Annotated in this window: 21 protein-coding genes; 4 read left to right on the top strand and 17 right to left on the bottom strand. The window is 71.2% G+C overall.

The window, feature by feature from the left end:
* Positions 1–56: 56 nt before the first annotated feature.
* Both PSU4_RS16440 and murA read right to left on the bottom strand, forming a co-directional pair.
* On the bottom strand, positions 57–884 hold the full coding sequence (locus PSU4_RS16440; RefSeq protein ID WP_147109067.1) for a DUF1206 domain-containing protein: 828 nt from the start codon (positions 882–884) through the stop codon (positions 57–59).
* A gap of 76 nt (positions 885–960) precedes the next feature.
* On the bottom strand, positions 961–2,229 hold the full coding sequence (gene murA, locus PSU4_RS16445) for a UDP-N-acetylglucosamine 1-carboxyvinyltransferase (protein WP_147109069.1): 1,269 nt from the start codon (positions 2,227–2,229) through the stop codon (positions 961–963).
* A 103-nt stretch (positions 2,230–2,332) separates the two neighbouring features.
* On the opposite strand from murA, the gene PSU4_RS16450 reads away from it, so the two are divergent.
* The gene (locus PSU4_RS16450) at positions 2,333–2,923 is read left to right on the top strand and encodes a cob(I)yrinic acid a,c-diamide adenosyltransferase (RefSeq protein WP_147109072.1); all 591 of its coding nucleotides are present in this window, start codon (positions 2,333–2,335) and stop codon (positions 2,921–2,923) included.
* Between the two features lie 7 nt (positions 2,924–2,930).
* On the opposite strand, the gene PSU4_RS16455 is transcribed toward PSU4_RS16450, so the two are convergent.
* The 14 genes from PSU4_RS16455 to glyA form a co-directional block, all read right to left on the bottom strand.
* Entirely contained in the window at positions 2,931–3,386 is a 456-nt protein-coding gene (locus PSU4_RS16455; protein WP_147109075.1) for a DUF2550 domain-containing protein, read from the bottom strand.
* A gap of 22 nt (positions 3,387–3,408) precedes the next feature.
* Positions 3,409–3,789, bottom strand: coding sequence for a F0F1 ATP synthase subunit epsilon (locus PSU4_RS16460; RefSeq protein ID WP_147109078.1), 381 nt, complete (start codon positions 3,787–3,789; stop codon positions 3,409–3,411).
* A gap of 19 nt (positions 3,790–3,808) precedes the next feature.
* On the bottom strand, positions 3,809–5,242 hold the full coding sequence (gene atpD / locus PSU4_RS16465; RefSeq protein WP_147109081.1) for a F0F1 ATP synthase subunit beta: 1,434 nt from the start codon (positions 5,240–5,242) through the stop codon (positions 3,809–3,811).
* Positions 5,242–6,246: a F0F1 ATP synthase subunit gamma gene (locus PSU4_RS16470; RefSeq protein WP_147109084.1), complete on the bottom strand. Its 1,005-nt coding sequence runs from the start codon at positions 6,244–6,246 to the stop codon at positions 5,242–5,244. The genes atpD and PSU4_RS16470 overlap by 1 nt, the downstream gene beginning before the upstream one ends.
* Before the next feature lie 13 nt (positions 6,247–6,259).
* Entirely contained in the window at positions 6,260–7,903 is a 1,644-nt protein-coding gene (atpA, locus tag PSU4_RS16475) for a F0F1 ATP synthase subunit alpha (protein ID WP_147109087.1), read from the bottom strand.
* A 59-nt stretch (positions 7,904–7,962) separates the two neighbouring features.
* Complete coding sequence (locus tag PSU4_RS16480; protein WP_147109089.1) at positions 7,963–8,808, bottom strand: F0F1 ATP synthase subunit delta; 846 nt, start codon at positions 8,806–8,808, stop codon at positions 7,963–7,965.
* On the bottom strand, positions 8,808–9,338 hold the full coding sequence (atpF, locus tag PSU4_RS16485; protein WP_147109090.1) for a F0F1 ATP synthase subunit B: 531 nt from the start codon (positions 9,336–9,338) through the stop codon (positions 8,808–8,810). The genes PSU4_RS16480 and atpF overlap by 1 nt, the downstream gene beginning before the upstream one ends.
* Entirely contained in the window at positions 9,338–9,892 is a 555-nt protein-coding gene (locus PSU4_RS16490) for a F0F1 ATP synthase subunit B (protein WP_147109093.1), read from the bottom strand. Before PSU4_RS16490 ends, atpF begins: the two co-directional genes overlap by 1 nt.
* Before the next feature lie 7 nt (positions 9,893–9,899).
* Positions 9,900–10,175, bottom strand: coding sequence for an ATP synthase F0 subunit C (gene atpE, locus PSU4_RS16495; protein WP_013673846.1), 276 nt, complete (start codon positions 10,173–10,175; stop codon positions 9,900–9,902).
* Positions 10,176–10,269: 94 nt separating this feature from the next.
* Positions 10,270–11,004 carry a F0F1 ATP synthase subunit A gene (gene atpB, locus PSU4_RS16500; protein WP_147109096.1) on the bottom strand — a complete coding sequence of 245 codons (735 nt, stop codon included), beginning with the start codon at positions 11,002–11,004 and terminating at the stop codon, positions 10,270–10,272.
* Positions 11,001–11,408, bottom strand: a complete 408-nt coding sequence (locus PSU4_RS16505) for an ATP synthase subunit I (RefSeq protein WP_147109098.1) — start codon at positions 11,406–11,408, stop codon at positions 11,001–11,003. Before PSU4_RS16505 ends, atpB begins: the two co-directional genes overlap by 4 nt.
* A gap of 46 nt (positions 11,409–11,454) precedes the next feature.
* Positions 11,455–11,673 carry an AtpZ/AtpI family protein gene (locus tag PSU4_RS16510; RefSeq protein WP_147109100.1) on the bottom strand — a complete coding sequence of 73 codons (219 nt, stop codon included), beginning with the start codon at positions 11,671–11,673 and terminating at the stop codon, positions 11,455–11,457.
* 186 nt (positions 11,674–11,859) lie between these two features.
* The gene (locus PSU4_RS16515; RefSeq protein ID WP_147109102.1) at positions 11,860–13,065 is read right to left on the bottom strand and encodes a glycosyltransferase family 4 protein; all 1,206 of its coding nucleotides are present in this window, start codon (positions 13,063–13,065) and stop codon (positions 11,860–11,862) included.
* A gap of 13 nt (positions 13,066–13,078) precedes the next feature.
* Positions 13,079–14,359, bottom strand: a complete 1,281-nt coding sequence (glyA, locus tag PSU4_RS16520) for a serine hydroxymethyltransferase (protein WP_147109104.1) — start codon at positions 14,357–14,359, stop codon at positions 13,079–13,081.
* Between the two features lie 104 nt (positions 14,360–14,463).
* Between glyA and PSU4_RS16525 the strand changes: the two genes are divergently transcribed.
* The 3 genes from PSU4_RS16525 (at position 14,464) to PSU4_RS16535 (ending at position 16,944) form a co-directional block, all read left to right on the top strand.
* Entirely contained in the window at positions 14,464–15,153 is a 690-nt protein-coding gene (locus tag PSU4_RS16525; protein WP_147109106.1) for a TetR/AcrR family transcriptional regulator, read from the top strand.
* Between the two features lie 218 nt (positions 15,154–15,371).
* Positions 15,372–15,875, top strand: coding sequence for a GNAT family N-acetyltransferase (locus tag PSU4_RS16530; RefSeq protein ID WP_246115159.1), 504 nt, complete (start codon positions 15,372–15,374; stop codon positions 15,873–15,875).
* Between the two features lie 208 nt (positions 15,876–16,083).
* The gene (locus PSU4_RS16535; protein ID WP_147109110.1) at positions 16,084–16,944 is read left to right on the top strand and encodes a DUF559 domain-containing protein; all 861 of its coding nucleotides are present in this window, start codon (positions 16,084–16,086) and stop codon (positions 16,942–16,944) included.
* Positions 16,945–17,088: 144 nt separating this feature from the next.
* Here the strand turns inward: PSU4_RS16535 and PSU4_RS16540 are convergent, their stop codons facing one another.
* Positions 17,089–17,733, bottom strand: a complete 645-nt coding sequence (locus PSU4_RS16540; protein ID WP_147109112.1) for an L-threonylcarbamoyladenylate synthase — start codon at positions 17,731–17,733, stop codon at positions 17,089–17,091.
* Positions 17,734–17,774 lie beyond the last annotated feature (41 nt).

Raw genomic sequence — 17,774 nt, forward strand, 5'->3', positions numbered from 1 at the left:
GCAGCGTTTGTCGGGAAACTACGCGAGCGGCGCGGCTCCGGGAAGAACCGACTCGCTCACACCCGGTGACAGCGGGCGTCGAACGCACAGAACACCCCGAACGCGGCCAGCCCGAGCGCGACCACCACCAGCAGTACCGACCCGAACGGCTGCGCCGCCAACGTCTTGAGCGCCGAGTCCAGCCCGTTCGCCTGGTTCGGGTCGAACCGCACCGCCGCGACGACCACCAGGACCCCCACCAACGCGGTGACCACGCCCTTCGCGATCGTCCCGACCTGCCCGGTGCGCACGGCGGCCTGCCGCGCGCGGGTGTCGAGCGGCAACGTCATGTCCTTGGTGAACGTCTTCTCCCAGCCGTGCTTCGCCGTCACCGCACCGACCACGACGATCACGACCCCCGCGATGCCGACGATCCACTGCCCGCCCGGCCGGCCCAGCACGCCCGCCGCCGCCTCCTGCCCGCCACCGCCCGACGACCCGCCCAGCGCCGTGCGGACCGCCAGGACCGTCAACGCCGCGAAGATGACGGCCTTCGCCCCGCTCGAGACCCGGGAGAAGACTTCCTCCTTGCGCGAGGCGCGGTAGGAGAACCCCGCCGCCGCCTCACCGGCCCGCCACAGCGCGACGGCCGCGAACCCGAGGGCCAGCACCCACAGCAGGACGCGGCCCGCGGTGCCCCCCGCGAGGGTCTGGAACGCGCCCTGCTGGTCGGTACGCTGCCCCGAGTCCCCGAACGCCACCTGCAGCGCGAGCCACGCGATCAGCAGGTGCGTGAGGCCGTAGGCCAGGATGCCGACGCGTACCGCCACCGCCGCCGGCGTGCTGCGCGCGGCGTCGCGGACCGTTCCGGCGGCATCCGACGCCGCGCTCGGCACACCAACCATCCCGGACCTCCTCGCAGGGTGATCCGCAAGGTCGCACGATCAGGGGGCCGGCGCGACCGGGGATGCGCCGTTCGGCTCAGCCCTCGCCGGCGACCGTGACGCGGTCGATGTCGGCGCCCAGGCCCTGCAGGTTCTCGACGAAGCGCGGGTAACCGCGGTCGATGTGGTCGACGTCCCAGACGACGGTCTCGCCGTCGGCGCACAACCCGGCGAGCACCAGCCCCGCACCCGCGCGGATGTCGCTGGCCCACACCGGCGCGCTGGAGAGCTTCGCCACCCCGCGCACGACCGCGTGATGGCCGTCGGTACGGGCGTCGGCGCCGAGTCTGACCATCTCCTCGACGAACCGGAACCGCCCCTCGAACACGTTCTCCGTGATCATCGACGTGCCGTCGGCCACCGCGGACAGCGCGATCGCCATGGGCTGCAGGTCGGTGGCGAAGCCCGGGTAGGGCAGCGTCACGAAGTCGACGGCACGCGCGCGGCCGTCCATCGTCACCGCGAAGCCGTCGGCGTGCGGAGCGATCTGCGCCCCCGCCGAGCCCAGCTTGTCGAGGACGAGCTCGAGATGGTGCGGGTCCACACCGCGGACGTCGACGCGACCGCCGGTCATCGCGGCGGCGAACGCCCAGGTGGCGCCGACGATCCGGTCGCCGATGACCCGGTGGTGCGCCGGGGTGAGGCTGGTGACGCCGTGGACGACGAGCGTCGAGGAGCCGGCGCCGTCGATCTTGGCGCCCATCCGCTGCAGCATCGTGCACAGGTCGACGATCTCGGGCTCGCGTGCGGCGTTGTCGATGATCGTGGTTCCCTCGGCGAGGACCGCGGCCATCAGGATGTTCTCGGTGGCGCCGACGCTGGGGAAGTCGAGCCAGATCTGGGCGCCGTGCAGCTCGTCGGCCTGGGCGACGACGCGCCCGTGCTCGATCTCGGTGGTCGCACCGAGCTTGCGCAGGCCGCTCTGGTGCATGTCGAGAGGGCGGGAGCCGATGGCGTCGCCACCGGGCAGCGGGACGACCGCGCGCCGGCAGCGGGCCACGAGCGGACCCAGCACACACACCGAGGCACGCAGCTTCGACACCGAGCGGTAGTCGGCCTGGGCGCCCGGATCGGCGGGGACGTCGATCGTGACGGTGGCGCCGTCGACGGCGACCGTGCAGCCCAGGCTGCGCAGCACCTCGGCCATCAGCGGGACGTCGAGGATCTCCGGACAGTTGGTGAGCACCGTCGTGCCCTCGGCCAGCAGCGCTGCCGCCATGAGCTTGAGCACGCTGTTCTTGGCGCCGACGACGTCGACGGTCCCGTCGAGACGGGCGCCGCCGCGGACCGCGAAATGCTCTGCCACGGCCGACGACGCTAGCGGCTGCCCCACCGCGGCCCGGCCCCCACCCCGGGGCATGTCGTCCCCGCCACAGCTGCGCCGGGCCGCGGGCGGCTACGGTCGGACCATGGCCGTGCACCTGACCAGGATCTACACCCGCACCGGTGACGACGGGACGACCGCGCTGGGCGACTTCAGCCGCGTCCGCAAGACCGATCCGCGGCTCGCGGCCTACGCCGACACCGACGAGGCGAACGCCGCGCTGGGCGTCGCCGTCACCGTGGGCCGGCTGGACGACCGGGTACTCGTGCCGCTGCGCCAGATCCAGAACGACCTGTTCGACGTCGGCGCCGACCTGTGCGCACCGATCGTGCCCGACCCGGAGTACCCGCCGCTGCGCGTCACCGACAGCTACGTCGACCGCCTCGAGAGCTGGTGCGACGAGTTCAACGAGGACCTGCCCAAGCTGGCGTCGTTCATCCTGCCGGGCGGCACCCCGGGTGCGGCGTACCTGCACGTCGCCCGGACCGTGACCCGGCGCGCGGAACGGTCGGTGTGGGCGCTGCTGGAGGCCGACGCCGACCGGACCAACCCCCTCACCGCGCGCTACCTCAACCGGCTGTCGGACCTGTTGTTCATCCTCGGGCGCGTCGCCAACCCGGGTGGGGACGTGCTGTGGCAGCCCGGCGGCCCGGAAGCGGCCACAGAGCAGGCCTGAGCGGCCCTCAGGAGGCCTGGCGGTAGCCCGTCATGCGTCCGGGCGGGGCCGCCTCCAGCCACGCCAGGAAGCCCGTGAGGACACCGGGGGCCATCGCCAGCTCCAGGGTCTCGCCGTGGGTGCGCAGCGTCAGGACCGACGTGGCGTGCGGGATCGCGTAGGTCTCGACCGCGCTGGGTGCGCGCCGGTCGACGATCTGCAGGTCGGTGCGGTCCATCCGCAGCGTCGGGCCGAGCCGCACGCTGGTCAGCCGGTGCCAGGCGAACTCGTCGCCGTGGTAGCGGCCCACACCGAAGTGCCAGCCCGCCACGTCGTCACGCCCGTCGAACGACGCAGGGCGGCGGCGCAGACACAGGTCCACGCCGCCGCCCCGCATGAGTCGTACACGCCGCACGGCGAACCAGCCGAGCAGCAGACAGGCACACAGCAGAACGATCCCGACGACGATCGCAACCGTTCCCACGCCCGTGCTGTCCTGCTACCCGCTACTGGACGCCGGCCGCCTTGAGCCGCGCCTCCGCGCGCGCCCTGGCCGCGGCCCCGGACTCGTCCGAGCCGTCGGCCCGGTCGAGCGCCGCCCGCGCGCGGTCCACGTCGATCTCCTCGGAGAGCTCCGCGAACTCCGCGAGAATCGAGACGTGGTCCGGCGTCACGGACAGGAACCCGCCGTGCACCGCCACCGTCAGCGACTGGCCGTCGGTGGTGTCGATGCGCACGACACCGGCCTCCTCCAGCTGAGCCAGTGTCGGCTCGTGGCCCGGCAGGATGCCGATCTCACCGACCGTGGTGCGGGCCAGCACGAACGACGCCTGACCCGTCCAGATCTTCCGCTCGACCGATACGAGGTCGACCGTCATCTCCGCCATGATGCCCTTTCCGCCCCGGTCAGCCCTGCAGCCGCTTGCGGTTCTTCTCGAGGTCCTCGAGGCCACCGCAGAGGAAGAACGCCTGCTCGGGAACGTCGTCGAACTCGCCCTTGGCGATCTTGTCGAACGACTCGATCGTCTCCTTGAGCGGGACCGTCGAGCCCGGCTGGCCGGTGAACTGCTCGGCGACCAGCAGGTTCTGCGACAGGAAGCGCTCGATACGACGCGCCCGGCCGACGAGCTGCTTGTCCTCTTCCGAGAGCTCGTCGATACCGAGGATCGCGATGATGTCCTGCAGGTCGGCGTAGCGCTGCAGGATCCGCTTGACCTCGTTGGCGACGCGGAAGTGCTCGTCGCCGATGTACTGCGGGTCCAGGATCCGCGAGGTCGAGGTCAGCGGGTCGACCGCCGGGTAGATGCCCTTCTGCGAGATGGGGCGGGAAAGCTCCGTCGTCGCGTCCAGGTGGGCGAACGTCGTCGCCGGGGCGGGGTCGGTGTAGTCGTCCGCGGGGACGTAGATCGCCTGCATCGAGGTGATCGACCGGCCACGCGTCGACGTGATCCGCTCCTGCAGCTCGCCCATCTCGTCGGCCAGGGTCGGCTGGTAACCGACGGCGCTCGGCATACGGCCGAGCAGCGTGGAGACCTCCGAACCGGCCTGGGTGAACCGGAAGATGTTGTCGATGAAGAGCAGCACGTCCTGGTTCTGCTCGTCACGGAAGTACTCGGCCATCGTCAGGGCCGACAGGGCGACGCGCATACGCGTGCCGGGCGGCTCGTCCATCTGACCGAAGACCAGCGCGGTGTCGGCGATGACGCCCGACTCCGTCATCTCCGTGATCAGGTCGTTGCCCTCACGGGTGCGCTCACCGACACCGGCGAACACCGACGTACCACCGAAGTTCTTGGCGACACGGGTGATCATCTCCTGGATGAGCACCGTCTTGCCGACGCCGGCGCCGCCGAACAGGCCGATCTTGCCGCCCTGCACGTACGGGGTGAGCAGGTCGATGACCTTGATGCCGGTCTCCAGCATCTCGGTACGACCCTCGAGCTGGTCGAACGAGGGCGCCTTGCGGTGGATGCCCCACAGGTCGCCGGTGATCTCGAGGTCGGGCTTGTCGAGGCACTCGCCGAGGGCGTTGAAGACGTGGCCCTTGACCTGGTCACCGACGGGGACCGAGATCGGGCGGCCCAGGTCGGAGACCTCCTGGCCGCGGACCAGGCCGTCGGTCGGCTGCATCGAGATCGTGCGGACCAGGTTGTCACCCAGGTGCTGGGCGATCTCGAGGGTCAGCGTCTTCGCCAGGTCACCGAACTCGACCTGCACGGTGAGCGCGTTGTAGAGCGGCGGTACCTGGTTGCGCGGGAACTCGACGTCGACGACCGGGCCCGTGACCCGGACGACCCGGCCTGTCCTGGCCTGGGTGGGCGTGTCGGCGGTGGCGGTCATCAGCTCTCACTTCCTGCGGTCACGAGAGCGTCGGCGCCACCGACGATCTCACTGATCTCCTGGGTGATCTGTGCCTGACGTGCCTGGTTGGCTTCCAGTGTCAGGGTACGGATGAGTTCGTTCGCGTTGTCGGTCGCGGCCTTCATCGCGCGCTGGCGGTTGGCCGACTCCGACGCCGCGGCGTCGAGGAGGGCCGCGAACAGCCGCGCCCCGACGTACTTCGGCAGCAGGGCGTCGAACAGCTCGTCGGCGTCGGGCTCGAACTCGTAGAGCGCCTTCGGGCCGGAGGACTGCTCGCGCGCCTCACCGGCCGTCACGCCTGTGGCCCCGCCGGTCTCGGTCTCGGAGGCCGCGTCGATCGACGACTCGGCGCCGACGTACTCGACCTCCATGGGCGCCATCCGCCGCGCCTGCGGCGTCTGGCTCACCATGTTGCGGAACTGCGTGTAGACCAGGTGCAGCTCGTCGACGCCCTGGACGCCGTCCTCGCCCTCACCGGTCCGCCCCTCGCTGCCGACCATGAACGCGTCGACGAGCGTGCGGGCGACCTCGGCCGCGTGGATGTACTCGGGCTGCTCGGAGAAGCCCGTCCACGACTGCGCGACGGCCTGCCGGCGGAACCGGTAGTAGTTCACGCCCTTGCGCCCGATCACGTAGAGCACGGGCTCCTTGCCCTGCTCACGCAGGAGCGAGCGGAGCTGCTCGGTCTCCTTGAGCACGTTGGCGTTGTAGCCGCCCGCCTGGCCGCGGTCGCTGGTGACCACCAGCACCGCGGCCCGCTTGGCGTCGGGCCGCTCGACCAGCAGCGGGTGGTCGAGCGCCGCGTTCGACGCCAGCTCGCTGAGGACCGAGGTCATCAGCTCGGCGTACGGACGCGACTGCTCGACCCGCGCGCGGGCCTTCGCGATACGCGACGTCGCGATGAGCTCCATCGCGCGCGTGATCTTCTTGATGGACTGCGTCGACCTGATCCGCCGCCGCAGCACACGGATCTGTGCCGCCATCGGTCCCTACCCGTCAGCTCGAAGCCGGTGCCGGCTTGTTGACCTTCACGGTCTCCTGCTGGACGTCGTCCTCGTCGAGCGCCTGCTCGTCGTTGGCGACGACGGAGGAACCGTCGGAGGCGGTGAAGTCGCGCTTGAACGCGTCGACCACGCCCTGCAGCCGCTCGACGTTGTCGTCGTTCAGCTTGCCGGTCTCGCGGATGTCGTCGATCGCAGCCTGGTGGTTGCGGTGGACGTGCGCGAGGAACTCGGTCTCGAACCGGCCGACGTCGCGGACCGGGACGGTGTCGAGCTGGCCCGACGTGCCCAGCCAGATCGCGACGACCTCGTCCTCGACCGAGAACGGCGAGTACTGGGCCTGCTTGAGCAGCTCGACCAGGCGCTCACCGCGGCCGAGGGCACGCGCCGAGGCATCGTCGAGGTCGGAGCCGAACGCCGCGAAGGCCTCCAGCTCGCGGTACTGCGACAGGTCCAGACGCAGCGAGCCCGACACCGTGCGCATCGCGCGCACCTGCGCCGAACCGCCGACCCGGGAGACCGAGATACCGACGTTGATGGCCGGCCGGACGCCCTGGTTGAACAGGTCGGACTCCAGGAAGACCTGGCCGTCGGTGATCGAGATGACGTTGGTCGGGATGTAGGCCGACACGTCGTTGGCCTTGGTCTCGATGATCGGCAGGCCGGTCATCGAGCCGCCGCCGAGCTCGTCGGAGAGCTTCGCGCAACGCTCGAGCAGACGCGAGTGCAAGTAGAAGACGTCGCCCGGGTAGGCCTCACGGCCCGGCGGGCGGCGCAGCAGCAGCGAGATCGCGCGGTACGCCTCGGCCTGCTTGGACAGGTCGTCGAAGACGATGAGGACGTGCTTGCCCTGGTACATCCAGTGCTGGCCGAGCGCCGAACCGGTGTAGGGCGCGAGCCACTTGAAGCCGGCCGGGTCGGACGCCGGGGCCGCGACGATCGTCGTGTACTCCAGGGCGCCCGAGTCCTCCAGCGCCTGGCGGACACCCGCGATCGTGGAGCCCTTCTGGCCGACCGCGACGTAGATGCAGCGGACCTGCTTGGTCGGGTCCCCGCTGGCCCAGTTGTCCTTCTGGTTGATGATCGTGTCGACGCAGACCGCGGTCTTGCCGGTCTTGCGGTCGCCGATGATCAGCTGGCGCTGGCCGCGGCCGATCGGCGTCATCGCGTCGATCGCCTTGATGCCGGTCTGCAGCGGCTCCTTGACGGACTGCCGCTGCACCACCGTCGCGGCCTGCAGCTCGAGGACACGCTCGGTCTCGGCCTCGATGTCGCCGAGGCCGTCGATCGGGGCGCCCAGCGGGTCGATGACCCGGCCGAGGAACGCGTCGCCGACCGGCACCGACAGGATGCTGTTGGTCCGGCGGACCGACTGGCCCTCCTCGATACCGGCGTAGTCACCCAGGATGACCGCACCGATCTCACGCTGGTCGAGGTTCAGCGCGACGCCACGGACGCCACCCTCGAACTCGAGCAGCTCGTTCGTCATCGCCGAGGGCAGACCCTCGACGTGGGCGATGCCGTCACCGGTGTCGGAGACGGTGCCCACCTCCTCGCGGGAGGTCTGGCTCTCCAGCGACGAGACGTAGCTGGAGATCGCACTCCGGATCTCCTCCGGGGAGATCGTCAGCTCTGCCATGGCTCTCGTCTTTCTTCAGTCGGTCGCGCTGTGCGCGTCGCGTCGGTTGGGTCGGCCGGTCAGGTCGGCAGCGCGCGGCGTGCGGAGGCGAGCCTGCCCGCCACGCTGCCGTCGATCAGCTCGCCGCCGACCCTGACGACGAGACCACCGAGGAGGTCGGGATCGAGTTCGACTTGGAGCGAGATGGGACGGCCGTACAGCCGGCCCAGGGACTCGGTCAGGCGCTGCTCCTGCTGCTCGGTGAGCGCCACTGCGGAACGGACGTGGGCGACGTACCGGTCGCGGCGGGCCGCGGCCAGCTCGGCGAGCCGGCCCGCGACGAGGTCGAGAGCGAGCGCGCGCGGGGACCGCACGGCGTGCTCCAGCAACGTCACGGTGACCGCGGAAGCCTTGCCCCGCAACACGTCCGAAAGAAGGCCCACGCGCTTGTCGACCGGAGTGGCCCGGTCGACGAGGAGTGCGGCCAGCTGCGGCTCGCGGTCGAGGACGCGACCGAAACGGAACAGCTGGTCCTCGACCTCGTCGAGGGAGCCGTCCTTCTCCGCCACGCCGAGCACGGCCCGGCGGGCCAGCGCCTCGAGCGCCTCCACCAGGTCGATCGACCGCGACCAGCGCGACGCGACCAGATCGGTCACGACGCCGAGGGCCGCGGCGCCGACCTTTCCGTCGAACAGCCTGCGGGCCAGCTCCGTGCGCGACTCCACCGGGACCGACGGGTCGGCCAGGTGACGGCGCAGCGTCGGCTCGGACTCCAGCAGGTGCTGGACGCCGAACAGGTCGTCGCCGAGGACCGCGAGGTCGGCTCCCGCCGACGCGTCGACGTGGGTGTCGAGCCTGCGGACGGCCTCCGTCAGCGCTTCACGGCTGGCGGACTGCAGCGTCGACTCGAGCGTCGACTCGGCCATCAGGCTCCTCCCCCTGCACCCGCGTGCTCGCCGGCCGGCTGCCCGGCACGGTCGGTCACGAGGCGGTCGATGTCGTCGAGGAAGTCGTCGACCGACGCGCGGCGGGCGCTCTCGTCGGACAGCGACTCGACGACCAGCTTCTCGGCGAGCCCCATCGACTGCGCACCCAGCTCGGCGCGCATCTGACGCACGACCTGGTCCCGCTGGGCGGCGAGCTGGTCGCCACCGCGGGCCTTGATGCGCTCGACCTCCTGGCGCGCCTGCTCCACCAGCTCGTCGTGGATGCGGGTGGCGTCGGCACGCGCGTCGTCGCGGATACGGGCCGCCTCCTGGCGGGCCTCCTCCACGGCCGAGTCGAGCTTGCCCTGGGCCTCATTCAGCTTGCGCGTCGCCTCTTCGGCCTCGTCGACCTGCTGCTGCACGGTGTCCTGCCGGGCCTTGACCATCTTCGACAGGACCGGCAACACGAAGCGCCACAACACCAGCAGGACGATGACGAAGGCGACGAGCTGAGCGATGAAGTGCACCATCAGCGGACCCCCTCGGCGTCCTTGGCCTGCCCCTGCTCGAGCTCGGCAAGGAACCTGTCGACGGTCGCGCGGTGGCTCCCGTCGTCGATCTGACGGCCGAGCACACGCGACGCCAGACCGCTCGACAGCCCGCCGATCTCCGCACGCAGGGCGGTCGCGGTCTGCGCACGCTGGGCGGCCAGCTCGGCCTCACCCTCGGCGCGCAGCCGGGCGACCTCGCGGTCGGTCTCGGCACGCATGCCGTCGCGGATCTTCTGCGCGTCCGCCCGGGCCTCGTCGCGGATCGTCGTCGCCTCGGAGCGCGCCTCGGCGAGCGACTTCGAGTACCGCTCCTCGGCCTCGTGCAGCGTGCGCACGGCCTTGTCGCGCTCCTCGACCTGCTTGCGCACCATCTCGTCGCGCTCCCGCATCGCCTTGGTCAGCGGCGGGACGACGAACCGGTAGAAGAAGAACAGGACGAGGAGGAAGATCACGATCTCGACGACGATCGTGAAGTTGGGCAGCAGGAAGTTGGTGGTCTCGCCACCCTCCTGCGCCAGCACCTCGGTCGTCATGGCCGGATCACGCCAGGACGAAGACGAACAGCGCCATGAACGCCAGGTTGATGAAGTACATGCCCTCGACCAGACCGATGATCAGGAACATGGTGGTGTTCAGGCGGCCGGCGGCCTCGGGCTGGCGGGCGACACCCTGGATGACCGAGGCGCCGGCGAGACCGTCACCGATCGCCGCGCCGATGGCGCCACCGGCGAGGGCGATGCCACCGCCGATCATCGCGAGGCCGAGCGTGCTCGACCCGCCGCTGGCAGCTTCCTGGGCCAGGTAGGAAATGCTCATGACTCTCCTCGTGCTCTCTCGTACCGCGCCGTCACGCGGCGCGAGTCGTGCGTCGGGGCAGGATTTTTGTTGTGCTCGGTACGGGACGGACGCGCTAGTGCGCGTGCTCGTCGGCCTCGCTGCCGACGGCCTCCGTGAAGTAGATGAGGGTCAGCAGGGTGAAGATCAGCGCCTGGATGCCGCCGATGAACATGTCGAACAGCTTCCAGGCCGCCTCGGGCGCCCACAGCACGTACGCCGGCATCAGCCCGATGACCGCGACCATGATCCCGCCGGCGAAGATGTTGCCGAAGAGCCGCAGCGCGAGCGAGAGCGGACGCGAGAAGTACTGGGTGATGAACTCGATCGGAGCGAGGAACGCGTACGGCTTGGTGAAGTGGCCGAAGTAGTTCCCGGCGCCCTTCCTCCGGATGCCCGCCACGTTCACCCAGATGATCACGAGCAGCGCCATCGGGTAGACGAGGTTCACGTCCGACGTGGGCGGCGGGATCCAGTGCTCGGACGGGAGCGTGGCCAGCCAGTTGCACGTCAGGATGAAGACGAACAGCGTGATGCACAGCCCGACGACCCCGCGCGGTGCCCGCAGGCCCATCCCGTCGCGGATCTGGCCCTGGATCCACCCCGTGAGCGCCTCGAAGGCGACCTGCAGGCCCGAGGGCCGGCCCTTCGTCGCGCGGCGGGCCATGTAGTAGCCCAGGCCGCAGACGATCACCGCGGCGATGAGCGTGCCGATGATCGTGTCGAGGTTCACGGTCAGGCCGAAAAGCGACCCTGTCCAGTGCTCTCCGGGCTTGATCTCGCCCTCGGCCGCGAGGACCTCAACGTTCATTTCTGTCGGATCTCCTTGATCAACGGCAGGATCGAGCTCACCGTCGCCAGCAGCTGGAAGACCGCGAGCCCCCCGAACACGGCGATCCCGTAAGGACGCACCAGGAGCGCACAGCCGAACGCGACGACGGTGATGACGGCGAGGCGAAGCAGCACGCCGCCGGAGAACTTGGCCTTCGACGGCGTCGCGCTGCCGTGCGAGAAGCGCACGACCGACCCCATCGCGAAGGCGGAGTTGATGATTCCGAGCGCGATACCCACGCACCCGAAGAGCGCGAACAGGCCGTAGCCCAGGGGCACGCACACCGCGACGACGACGATCGCGAGCGCGACGCCCGCGATGGCCGTACGCCGGAAGGTGGCCCGGCTGACAGGGGGCACGTAGCCTGGGACTGCCGTCGTCATGGATGTCTCACCCCGTCTCGTTGGGTCACAGCTAGCCCTCGTTTCGTCACTGAAACCTCTTGAACTGTCGATAGACGAGCCCTGCGGCCGCTGCCACTCCGAGGAGCAGCCCCACGAACGCGAACACGGGGAACGTCCCGAACGGCCGGTCGACCAGCCAACCGAGTCCGAAACCGGCCATCACGCAGAGCGCGATGGTCAAGCCCATCGACAGGAGATCGCCCAGCTCGGGGCCCTGGGGGCCCTGCGGACTGTTGCTGTCCACCTGTGTCCTCGCCTCGACGCCGTCGTGCCCTCCGCGAGCTTGTGGATACTTTCACAAGCTCGGACGGACCCACCCGGCGACCGGTCTCGAAAACGGACGCTATCACAGGAAATTTCACCCGCCGCACCCCCCTGACCTGTGAGGACGACGACTCCTACGGCGTGTACCCGCGACTCGCCGCGCAGGTCAGGGCCGGGTCGGTGAGCCGCGTCGCAGCACGGCCAGCGCGCGGTCGCGCGGAACGAGCGTCGCGACCACCGCGACGACGATCCCGGCGCCCACCGCCCACAGCACGACGGTCGGGTCGTCGACCAACGCCAGGGCCACGGCACCGAACGCCACGATCGCCGCCCACAGGTAGATCAGCAGCACCGCGCGTCGATGGCTGTGCCCGATCTCCAGCAGCCGGTGGTGCAGGTGCATCTTGTCGGGCGAGAACGGACTCAGCCCCGCCCGCGTCCGCCTGATCACCGCCATGAGCAGGTCCAGCAGCGGGACGAACATCACGGCCGCGACGACGATCACGGGCGCGAACAGCGCCACGATGTCGGTCCCGTCGGTCGTGACGCTGATCGGCAGCTTTCCCGACGCCCCCGTGGTCGCCGCCGCGAGCAGCAGCCCGATCAGCATCGACCCGGAGTCGCCCATGAATATCCGCGCCGGGTTGAAGTTGTGCGGCAGGAAGCCCAGACACGCCCCTGCCAGCACCGCGGCCAGCAGCGCCGGCGAGTACGCCGACGGATCGTTGCCGTTCTGACGCACCAGCCCGATCGCGAACACCCCGGTCGCCGCGGCCGCGATCATGCCGACACCCGCCGCCAGCCCGTCGAGCCCGTCGACGAAGTTCATCGCGTTGACCAGCGCGACCGTCAGCAGCACGGTGAGCAGCACGCCCTGGCCCTGCCCCAGGATCAGCAGCGAGCCCGAGCTCTCCCCGCCCCCGCCCCACGGCACCCAGAACACCGCCCACTGGATACCGAACAGCACCAGCACCCCCGCCGCGGTGATCTGACCCGCCAGCTTGGTGAGGGCGTCGAGCTCCCAACGATCGTCGAGCACCCCGACCGCACACATCAGCGCGGCCGCGATGACCACGCCCAGGACGTCGTCGGAGTAGTCGAACGCCAGCCGCAACGCCGGCAGCTGCAACGCGAGCCCGATGCCCGCCAGCACGCCACCGAACATCGCGAGCCCGCCCCACCGCGGCGTCGGCGTCGTGTGGACGTCACGGTTGCGCGGCCACGCCACCGCACCGGCCTTGAGCGCGAGGACGCGCACCAGGCCGGTGAGCAGGAACGTGACGACGGCCGCCGTCAGCCCCGCGAGCAGGTACTCGCGGATGGGCAGCCCGAGACCGACGGGCGCGAGGGCGTGTGCGGCCTCGAGCGGCACGGACCGTGACCGGTCAGCCGCGCGGGTAGGCCGGGACCCGTTCGACGAGCGCCGACACCGCGTCGGCGACCGCACGCAGCTCCGCGTCACCCTCGGGGGTGCCCTGCGGCGCCTTGACCGCCCGCGCCAGCAGCGACGCGACCTCGGCCATGTCGGACTCGACCATGCCCTGCGTCGTCGACGACGGGGACCCGACCCGGATGCCCGACGGCTTCATCGGCGGGGCCGGGTCGTACGGGATCGCGTTCTTGTTCAGCGTGATCCGCGCCGCGTCGCACCGCGACTCCGCCTCGGCGCCGGTGACGCCGATGGGCCGCAGGTCGATCAGGGCCAGGTGGGTGTCGGTCCCGCCGGACACCGCGCGCATCCCCTCGGCCTCCAGGCCCTTCGCGAGCGCCTGCGCGTTGGCGATGACCTGCGTCGCGTACTGCTGGTACTCCGGCTGCGCCGCCTCCCGCATCGCGACGGCCTTGGCCGCCACCGCGTGCATCAGCGGGCCACCCTGCGAGAACGGGAAGACCGCCTTGTCGATGGCCTTCGCGTGCTCCTCGCGGCACAGCACCATGCCGCCGCGCGGGCCGCGCAGGACCTTGTGCGTCGTCGCGGTCACGACGTCGGCGAACGGCACCGGCGACGGGATCGCCTTGCCCGCGACCAGGCCGATGAAGTGCGCCGCGTCGACCATGAGCTTCGCGCCGACCTCGTCGGCGATCTCGCGGAACGCCTTGAAGTCGATCAGCCGCGGGTACGCCGTCGCGCCGCAGATGATCATCTTGGGCCGGTGCTCGCGGGCCAGGTCGCGGACCTGGTCGTAGTCGATCAGCTCGGAGTCCTCACGCACGGTGTAGGACACCGCGTTGAACCACTTGCCGGAGAAGTTGACCTTGCTGCCGTGCGTGAGGTGCCCGCCCTGCTTGAGGTCCATGGCCAGGACCGTGTCGCCGGGCTGGGTGAACGCCGCGTAGGCGGCGAGGTTCGCACTCGCACCCGAGTGGGGCTGCAGGTTGGCGTGCTCCGCGCCGAAGAGCTCCTTCGTGCGCGCGTTGCCGATCTCCTCGGCCACGTCGACGACCTGGCACCCGCCGTAGTACCGCTTGCCCGGGTAGCCCTCGGCGTACTTGTTCGACAGCGTCGAACCCAGTGCCGCCAGGACCGCGGGGCTGGTGAGGTTCTCGCTCGCGATCAGCTGCAGTCCGCCACGCAGCCGGTCGAGCTCGTCCAGCACGACTCCCGCGATCTCGGGATCCTGCTGCTGCAGTGCGTCGAAATCCGGGCCCCAGAACGGTGTGCTCACGTTTGCCGAGATTACCTGCGCCGAAACTGATCACCCCAACGGGAGGGGCCGCCTCGACAGAGCAATGCTCTCGTCGGTTGTCGGCGCTCTCGGAATCGGGCAGAATGCGCCGGGTGTCCGCGCCCCGAACCGCCCGCGCCCGCGTCCGCGCCCAGCTCACCACCGAGATCGCCGACGTCGCCCGCACCCACCTCGCCACCGACGGCGCCGCCGCCCTCTCCCTCCGCGCCGTCGCCCGCGAGCTCGGAATGGCCTCCTCCGCGGTCTACCGCTACTTCCCCAGCCGCGACGACCTGCTCACCACCCTGATCGTCGACGCCTACGACGCACTCGGCGACGCCGCCGAACGCGCCGAGGCCGCCGTCGCGCGCGACGACCTGCGCGGCCGGCTCCGCGCCGCCTGCGCCGCCGCCCGCGACTGGGCCCTCACCCACCCCCACGAGTACTCCCTGCTCTACGGCTCCCCCGTGCCCGGCTACGCCGCCCCCGAGACCACCATCGCGCCCGCCGGACGCGTCGGCCTGCTCGTCACCGGGATCGTCGCCGACGGGCTGGCCAGCGGCGCCCTGACCCCGCTGCCCGGCGGTGCCGACGTGATCGAGCCCCGGGCGCTGGCCGACGTCGGCCTCACCGACGACCCCACCCGGGCCGCCCTCGTCGTCGCCGCCTGGTCGGGGCTCTTCGGCGCCATCGGCTTCGAGCTGCACGGCCACACCCACAACGTCGTCAGCGACCACGCCGCCTGGTTCCGCGGCGTCGTCGACACCCACGCCGACGCCCTCGGCCTCCCCTGACCCCCGGCCACCCCGCGCGCAACCCCACTGCTGCCGTCAGGCCGATTCTCAGCAGTGAGGTTGCGCGCGAACTTCCGCGCGCAACCACACTGCTGCCGTCCGGGCCATCCGCGACAGTCAGGTTGCGCCCAACTTTCCGCGCGCAACCTCACTGCTGTCCGGGCACCTCTGGGCGACGCTGAGGTTGCGCGCCGCCGATGCGCGCTAGCGTCCCCTGCGTGACGAGCGTCGGGCAGGTGCGACCGGCAGACGTCGACGACGTCGACGGCATCGCCCGGGTGACCGTCCGGTCCTGGCGCGAGACCTACGCCGGAATCCTCGCCGAGCACCACTTCGACGGCGGGGCCTACGATCGCCGCCGCGAACAGTGGACGCGGTTCTTCGCCTCGGACCCGCCCCCGGGCCGGCTCGTCGTGGCGACGGTCGACGGCGAGGTGGTCGGGTTCGCCTGCGCAGGCGACGCCCACGCCGCCGAACAGGGCTTCCCTGCGGCACGACCGCTGCACCTCTACGCGATCTACGTACTGGCGGCGCACCTCGGGAGCGGCCTGGGCCAGGCCTTGCTCGACGAGGTGCTCGACGGCGCACCCGCACAGCTCTGGGTACTGCGCGGCAACGACCGCGCGATCGCGTTCTACACGCGCAACGGGTTCGCCGCCGACGGCGTCGAGTTCACCGACCCCGACGACCCGGCGATGGTCGAGGTCCGGATGGTCCGCTGACCACCCCGCGCGCAACCTCACTGCTCCCGGAAGGCCGATTCGCAGCAGTGTGGTTGCGCCCGAGTTTCCGCGCGCCACCACACTGCTCCTGAGCCGCCTCGGGACGACGCGAGGTTGCGCGCGGGAACAACTCGCCGCGGGCGTTCGCACCTGCGGACGACGTCCGCGTTCGCCCACGCTCCGGCGGCGCAGCAGCGACCATCGCCGCGTGCTGCAGCAACCCTTCCGCGGGAGTACCGCCATCGCCACCGGCCTCGTCACCCCGGGTCGGCTGCGCGGACGCGACTTCATCCGGCTGGCTCCGGACGTCTACGTCGCCGCCGGCACGGAACCCGACCTGTCGACGCGGTCGGTCGCCGCGTACCGCCGGGTCGAGGACGTCGGGGGCGTGATCGGCGGCTGGTCGGCGGCCACGCTGCTCGGCGCACCGGGAGCGCACCGGGGAGCGGACGCGGTCGTCGTCGTGCCGCGTTACGTGAAACCGGTACCGGGCGTGCGGGTCGGTCGCTGGCGGCTGCTGCCCGAGGAGGTCACCGTCGTCGGCGGCTGCCGGGTGACGACGCCGCTGCGCACCGCGTGGGACATCGCCCGCCGGGAAGCTCGTGCCGATGCCGTGGTCGCGATCGACTCTCTGGCCCGTAACGCGGGCCTCCCACTCGAGGCTTTGGCGGACATGGCTTTCCGCCTCCGAAACGTGCGGGGCGCCGCGCTCGTCCGGACCGCGGTGTCCCTCGCCGATCCGCGTGCCGAGTCACCGATGGAGACGCGGGTGCGCCTCGTTCTCACCGACGCCGGGCTGCCCGCGCCCGTGTCGCAGTACGAGCTGGTCGTCGACGGGCGGGTCGTCGCCCGGTTCGATCTCGCCTACCCCGACGCGCGGCTCGCGATCGAGTACGACGGCGCCGATCACGACGACGTTCTCGACCGGCAGCGCGACGTCCGCACCGGTGCGCTCGGCTGGCAGACGATCCGGCTGGTGTCCGCCGACATCTTCCAGACCCCGGAGGAGACGGCGGCGTCGGTCCGCGCCGTCCTGCGTCGACGCCTGCTGCTCCACGCCGGTCCCTGATACCGCGCGCAACCTCAGCGCTGCGGATGCGCGTCGGCACAGCGCTGAGGTTGCGCCCGACATCTCCGCGCGCAACCTCACTGCTGCGGATCGGCCGGAACACGACCGTGAGGTTGCGCCCGGTTCTTGCCCTCCGGAGCCCGGTCAGGCGGTCGCGACCTCACGGCCCAGGACCTCGGAGATCGCCGACAGCGAGACGGCACCTTCGCGCAGGACGCGGGGGGCGTCGGCGGTGAGGTCGACGATCGTCGACGGCACGTTCTCCCCCGACGACCCGCCGTCGAGCACCACCGCGACGTGCTCACCCAGCTGGGCCTCGGCGTCGGGAGCGTCGGCGGCGGGGGCGGAGCCGGAGCGGTTGGCGCTGGACACGGCCATGGGGCCCACGTCACGCAGCAGCTCCAGGGCGACCGGGTGCAGCGGCATCCGCAGCATGACGGTGCCACGCGTCGTGCCCAGGTCCCAGGCCAGCGACGGGGCGTGCGGCAGGACGAGGGACAGACCCCCGGGCCAGAACGCCTCGATCAGCTCGCGCGCGGCGGTGGGGACGCCGATGACGAGGCCGTCGATCGTCGACCAGGAGCCGACGAGCACCGGGACGGGCATGTCGGGCCCCCGCCCCTTGGCGGCCAGCAGGGACCGGACGGCCGTGGCGGAGAAGGCGTCGCAGCCGATGCCGTAGACGGTGTCCGTGGGCATCACGACGAGGCTGCCCGCCCGAACAGCGCGTGCCGCAGCGGCGAGGCCCTCGGCCCGGGCATCCGGGTCGGCGCAGTCGTACGTGGTCACCGGGCGACTCTACGACCGGCCCGGATCAGCTCCCCAGCGGG

Source organism: Pseudonocardia sulfidoxydans NBRC 16205 (assembly GCF_007989085.1).
GTDB classification, from domain to species: Bacteria; Actinomycetota; Actinomycetes; order Mycobacteriales; family Pseudonocardiaceae; genus Pseudonocardia; species Pseudonocardia sulfidoxydans.

Coding starts and splice junctions, on each gene's coding strand:
- atpB (WP_147109096.1), bottom strand. CDS start 11,004: ATGAACGTTGAGGTCCTCGCGGCCGAGGGCGAGATCAAGCCCGGAGAG.
- PSU4_RS16490 (WP_147109093.1), bottom strand. CDS start 9,892: ATGACGACCGAGGTGCTGGCGCAGGAGGGTGGCGAGACCACCAACTTC.
- PSU4_RS16470 (WP_147109084.1), bottom strand. CDS start 6,246: ATGGCGGCACAGATCCGTGTGCTGCGGCGGCGGATCAGGTCGACGCAG.
- PSU4_RS16440 (WP_147109067.1), bottom strand. CDS start 884: ATGGTTGGTGTGCCGAGCGCGGCGTCGGATGCCGCCGGAACGGTCCGC.
- PSU4_RS16480 (WP_147109089.1), bottom strand. CDS start 8,808: ATGGCCGAGTCGACGCTCGAGTCGACGCTGCAGTCCGCCAGCCGTGAA.
- atpD (WP_147109081.1), bottom strand. CDS start 5,242: ATGACCGCCACCGCCGACACGCCCACCCAGGCCAGGACAGGCCGGGTC.
- PSU4_RS16525 (WP_147109106.1), top strand. CDS start 14,464: ATGCGCCGGGTGTCCGCGCCCCGAACCGCCCGCGCCCGCGTCCGCGCC.
- PSU4_RS16450 (WP_147109072.1), top strand. CDS start 2,333: ATGGCCGTGCACCTGACCAGGATCTACACCCGCACCGGTGACGACGGG.
- PSU4_RS16505 (WP_147109098.1), bottom strand. CDS start 11,408: ATGACGACGGCAGTCCCAGGCTACGTGCCCCCTGTCAGCCGGGCCACC.
- PSU4_RS16460 (WP_147109078.1), bottom strand. CDS start 3,789: ATGGCGGAGATGACGGTCGACCTCGTATCGGTCGAGCGGAAGATCTGG.
- atpE (WP_013673846.1), bottom strand. CDS start 10,175: ATGAGCATTTCCTACCTGGCCCAGGAAGCTGCCAGCGGCGGGTCGAGC.
- atpA (WP_147109087.1), bottom strand. CDS start 7,903: ATGGCAGAGCTGACGATCTCCCCGGAGGAGATCCGGAGTGCGATCTCC.
- atpF (WP_147109090.1), bottom strand. CDS start 9,338: ATGGTGCACTTCATCGCTCAGCTCGTCGCCTTCGTCATCGTCCTGCTG.